This is a genomic window from Streptomyces sp. NPDC005533 (assembly GCF_042871845.1).
Lineage (GTDB): Bacteria > Actinomycetota > Actinomycetes > Streptomycetales > Streptomycetaceae > Streptomyces.
This window is the reverse complement of the sequence record NZ_JBIAJH010000130.1, coordinates 1-4,076: the sequence shown is the minus strand read 5'-3', so window position 1 is coordinate 4,076 and position 4,076 is coordinate 1. Positions and strand designations below refer to the sequence as shown.

Here is a 4,076-nt window from a genome sequence, read left to right as displayed (position 1 = left end):
AGCCAGCAACTCCCACTCGAAATCGGTCAGTTCATGGCGACGGATCACGAAAAACATGATCCACCATCGAACGATCTTTTGAAGACGGACCCTAGATCCCACCCGCCGCGGACGCCGGCGCTGGAGTAACCGCTGGAAGGCCTCAACGAATTCGACGTCCCCTTCGCCAGCCGCCTTACCGCCAATCAGGTATAGGCCACGCAGCCCAGACGAACCACACCTAATCCGTGATAGACCGCTGCTGGAGAACTATTGCTTGATTCCTCAAGTAGTGGGAATAACCCCATGTTGGGTGGTGGCTGGTGGGGGGTTATGCGTGCGTGGCTGTGTGCCCGGACTCCTTCGGGGCCGGAGGAGGAGAAGGCGGTCGCCAGGCTGACGGGTGCCCGGAAGGCGCCGGCCGATCTTGTGATGAGAGCGCGGATCATCGCTCTGAGCTGGGAAGGTTTGCGGGTGGCGGCGATTGCGGCGGAGCGGCAGTGTCGCGCGGAGACGGTGCGGTGGTGGCTGCGCCGTTCAACGAGTGCGGGCTGGAGGGGCTGGGGACCGGCCGGTCAGTGGTCGTCCCCGGCGGCTCCCGGAAGCGGAACGTTCCAGGATCGTAGCTCTGGTCCGGCAGGCCCCTCCGGGCTGTCTGACCAGGGGTGAGGACGGTGGACCGGCGGCGGACGACGAGGCGGACGCGCGTGAGTGGACGCTTGAATCGCTGGCACAGGCCGCCCGGCAGGCCGGCATGACAGTGGGGAGGTCGCAGGTCCGCCGGTTTCTGCTGGCCGAGGGTGTCAGATGGCCCGCTCGGGGTGCGATCGAAGGACAACGATGTCGAGGGAAAAGGACGCGGATCATCGGTCTCTACACCGATCCGCCCGCCGGTGCGACAGTCGTCTGCGCCGATGAACTCGGGCCGGTGATTCCGCGTACCTTCCCTCCCGGACCGGACTGGTCCCCTGACGACCGCCGCATCAAGAACAAGACCGACTACAGTCGCGGGCTGGAGAAGACCTGGGTCTACCGCGGCCTGCGAGTGAGGGACGGACAACAGGTCACCATGAGTGCCACCTCCCGTAACAGTGTCCTGCTGCCAGCAGTTTCTCCAGAGGCTGGAGGAAGCAAACCCTGTCGGCGACATCTTGATCCCCGACATTCTGTCCTCCCACAACAGCATCTCCACCCGGACCTGGCTCGAGGACCATCACAGGATCAAGCACGTCTTCATCCCCGTCGGCGCGTGCTGGCTCACCTCCAGGAAGCCTGGTGGCGCATCTTCCGCAAAGCCGCCCTGGCCGGCCAGTCCTTCGCCAGACCTGACGAGATCACCCAGGCCACCGAGCTCGCAACCGCCCAGCTCAACCGGCGGGCACGGACACGGGTCTGGGGCAGACCCGCCCCACCCACCTGACACCTACACCACCGCTATGTCTATTGCCTTTAAGGAATGCTGCACGCTAACCGCGGTAGGCAGCCCAGCCAGGAGGAGCCCAGCGTGTTGGTGACGAGGCTCCGCCTCCGGTCCACGATCTTCCTGAGCGCGCCGATGCCCGGGTCACCGGCAGGGACACTGGAGGAGATCTTGACGCTCTGAGAGACAATCACACACGCCTACGGTTCGCCGTCCCGTCGCTCCTTCTTCCACAGCAGCTGCCGAAGGAGTCCGTTGTGTTGGGCGTACACCTCCTCGTGCACCCGTGAGGCGGTAGCCGTAGACCGTGTCCCAGCGCGGGAGGTCATGCGCGAGGTAGCGCCGTCGTACCCCGGTCCCCTCGACATACAAGATCGCGCCCATGATGTCCCGCAGATTGTGCCCGGGCGGCCGACCGAAGTCCAGGGCCCCTCCCGGCGCTCGAACCAGGCCGCATGCAGCGGCTCCATCCACTTCCAGCGGGCATCGAACAGTCACCCGGATACGGACATCGCTTTGGCATGCTTCCGGTCTACCGCCCAGCCAGACGGTGCCAAAGGCAGCGACACGCGAAGTGCCCGTGCCTCCCGCACCAACCTAACCAATCGGCGAGCTGCAGCCCGACCCGAATAGCTCAAGGGCCAGCCAAGACTATCCAACACAGTAAAGAGGGTCCGGGTGCCTTCGTTTGCCATCCATTCGCCGTAATCCACTCGGTCGTCGCACTAGGTAACCGGCGCGTTGTGAGGCGACAGAAAAAGACTCGTCTCTCATGGACTGTCAGATGTAATTTCATGAGAGGAAAGCATTGTGTCCCAGCACCGCCCCCTTGGTAGGCGCTCCTTCGTACGTACCGGCCTTCTGACGGCGGGAGCCTTATTTCTTCCCGCAAAGACTACAACCTCGGCATCCGCTGCTACGAACTCGGGCCTCTCGATTCACGACAGAGCCTCCTGGGGCGCAGCCAAGCCGCTGCGCAGGGTACAGTATTCAGGCCAGCCACCCAGGAAGATCATCGTTCATCACACCGCGACTCCCAACACGCAGGAGCTGGACCTAGGACGAGCGTACGCTCTGGCTCGCGCGATGCAGCACTATCACCAGCAGGCTCTGGGTTGGAGCGATTCCGGGCAGCACTTCACTGTCAGCCGAGGGGGTCATCTACTTGAAGGCCGCGAACACAGCCTTCGCGAACTCAGGCGCGGCGAGGTCTTCATCATCGGCTCCCATTGTGCCAACCAGAACACTGTCTCGATCGGCATCGAAACAGAAGGGAACTACTGCAGCTCGGCCCCCTCTCAAACGCAGTACGCAGCACTCGTGGAGATGTGTGCAGAAATCTGCCGACAGTACGAAATCGCACCTGGCGAGATTTTCGGCCACCGCGACTTCAATGCCACGGCCTGTCCCGGCGACGTCCTGTACGCCATGCTTCCGGGCCTCCGAAGTGACGTGGCCCAGGCAATTGTCACCCCGTGCGGCGCCTGGCAGGCGATCGGCGGGCCCACGCCGCTTGAAGAGCTCGTGCAATCGGCGGGGCCAGCCCAGGGCCGGTGGCCAAGTATCTACTAACTGATCTTTTCAGAATGCGGTTCGGAGTCGGGCAAGCAGGTGATACTGCAGGCGTGTTGGGTTGGTCCGAGGTGGTGGTCGGCTCGTATCTCGTAGTGGGTCCGGAGCCGTTTGAACTGGTGGAGCCAGGCGAAGGTCCGCTCCGCGTCCCGGCGAGCTTGCCCGGCCCGGAACCGTGGACAGTGTCCTTGCGGGCGCACTTCGAGGTGATGCCCCAGGCCCTCAAGAAGCGGCGCTACTTGTCGTAGCCGTACCTCTGGCCGGCGAACAGCCGGCCAGGGCGGTGCAGTGGCTGACCACGGACCCCGCGGATGCGGGGTATTGCGTCGGGCAGGCGCATCAGCTGAGTGACGTCCTGGCGGTTTCCGCTGGTTGGCGAGACGGCGAGTGGTGTGCCGTGTCGAGCGGTGATCAGGTGGTGTCTGCTTTCCGGCGGACGTGGCCGACCGGCGAAGGTCCGGTGAACCCCTCCTTTGAGGGCCCTGGCGTGTAGCCGTCGATCGCGGCGCAGTCCATGTCCAGCCGCTCTTCGGCGAAGCCGTGTACTGCCGGGTTCCTCCTGAGCCCGGTGAACTGGGCGCCGGTGACGACCGGGGAGTTCGTCGGCCCCCGTGGAGGGGAGAATGACTCGCTGCCGCCTGCGTGCCAGGCATGGCGCCAGCCTTGCATCAACCGCACACTCACCCGCGGGTCCTTCGTGCTCACCGCAGTCTTCTCTCCCGCCTCGAACCACTCGCCGTCCTGAAGCCGGATCCCCTCACGAAACGCCCGACTCGGTCAGGTACCCGCCCTCCGGACAACGCATACCCCCGGCATACCGCGAGGATCACACACCGTCACCGCCGACGACAACCCGAAAACCGCAATAGGGGTGCGGCGCTGGGGCCAGCCTTCAGCTCCCCCTGAGCCTCCGAGCAGGGGCCGCAGACGGCATGGCTGATTCCAAGGATCGCCGTGCTCCCAGAGGCGTGGTCGCCGGAGGTGGAGGATCTCATCGTTGTGGCTTCTCCTAAGGGTTGTCCCGTAACTGCTGGTCACGGGTGAGATGATCTTGGTGTGGCTGGTGTGATCACGGCGTCGGAGCCGTCCTGGCCGAGCCCGCGTT

The 4,076-nt window shown here is 64.5% G+C and carries 4 protein-coding genes; 2 read left to right on the top strand and 2 right to left on the bottom strand.

The features are described from left to right. Nucleotides 1-523 precede the first annotated feature (523 nt). A complete protein-coding gene (locus tag ACFYP3_RS37155; RefSeq protein WP_388842507.1) occupies nt 524-1,399 on the top strand; it encodes a helix-turn-helix domain-containing protein in 876 nt (291 codons plus the stop codon). Nucleotides 1,400-1,543: 144 nt separating this feature from the next. Here ACFYP3_RS37155 and ACFYP3_RS37150 read toward each other — a convergent pair whose 3' ends face one another. Then, entirely contained in the window at nt 1,544-1,783 is a 240-nt protein-coding gene (locus tag ACFYP3_RS37150) for a hypothetical protein (RefSeq protein ID WP_388842505.1), read from the bottom strand. A 426-nt stretch (nt 1,784-2,209) separates the two neighbouring features. Here ACFYP3_RS37150 and ACFYP3_RS37145 point away from each other — a divergent pair, with 426 nt between their 5' ends. After that, a complete protein-coding gene (locus ACFYP3_RS37145) occupies nt 2,210-2,971 on the top strand; it encodes a peptidoglycan recognition family protein (RefSeq protein WP_388842503.1) in 762 nt (253 codons plus the stop codon). Nucleotides 2,972-3,382: 411 nt separating this feature from the next. Here ACFYP3_RS37145 and ACFYP3_RS37140 read toward each other — a convergent pair whose 3' ends face one another. After that, nucleotides 3,383-3,676, bottom strand: a complete 294-nt coding sequence (locus ACFYP3_RS37140; RefSeq protein ID WP_388842500.1) for a hypothetical protein — start codon at nt 3,674-3,676, stop codon at nt 3,383-3,385. Nucleotides 3,677-4,076: the final 400 nt, after the last annotated feature.

Bases quoted from the DNA above. Each gene is read 5' to 3' on its own strand.
- ACFYP3_RS37150 (WP_388842505.1), bottom strand. From the start codon at position 1,783: ATGGGCGCGATCTTGTATGTCGAGGGGACCGGGGTACGACGGCGCTAC.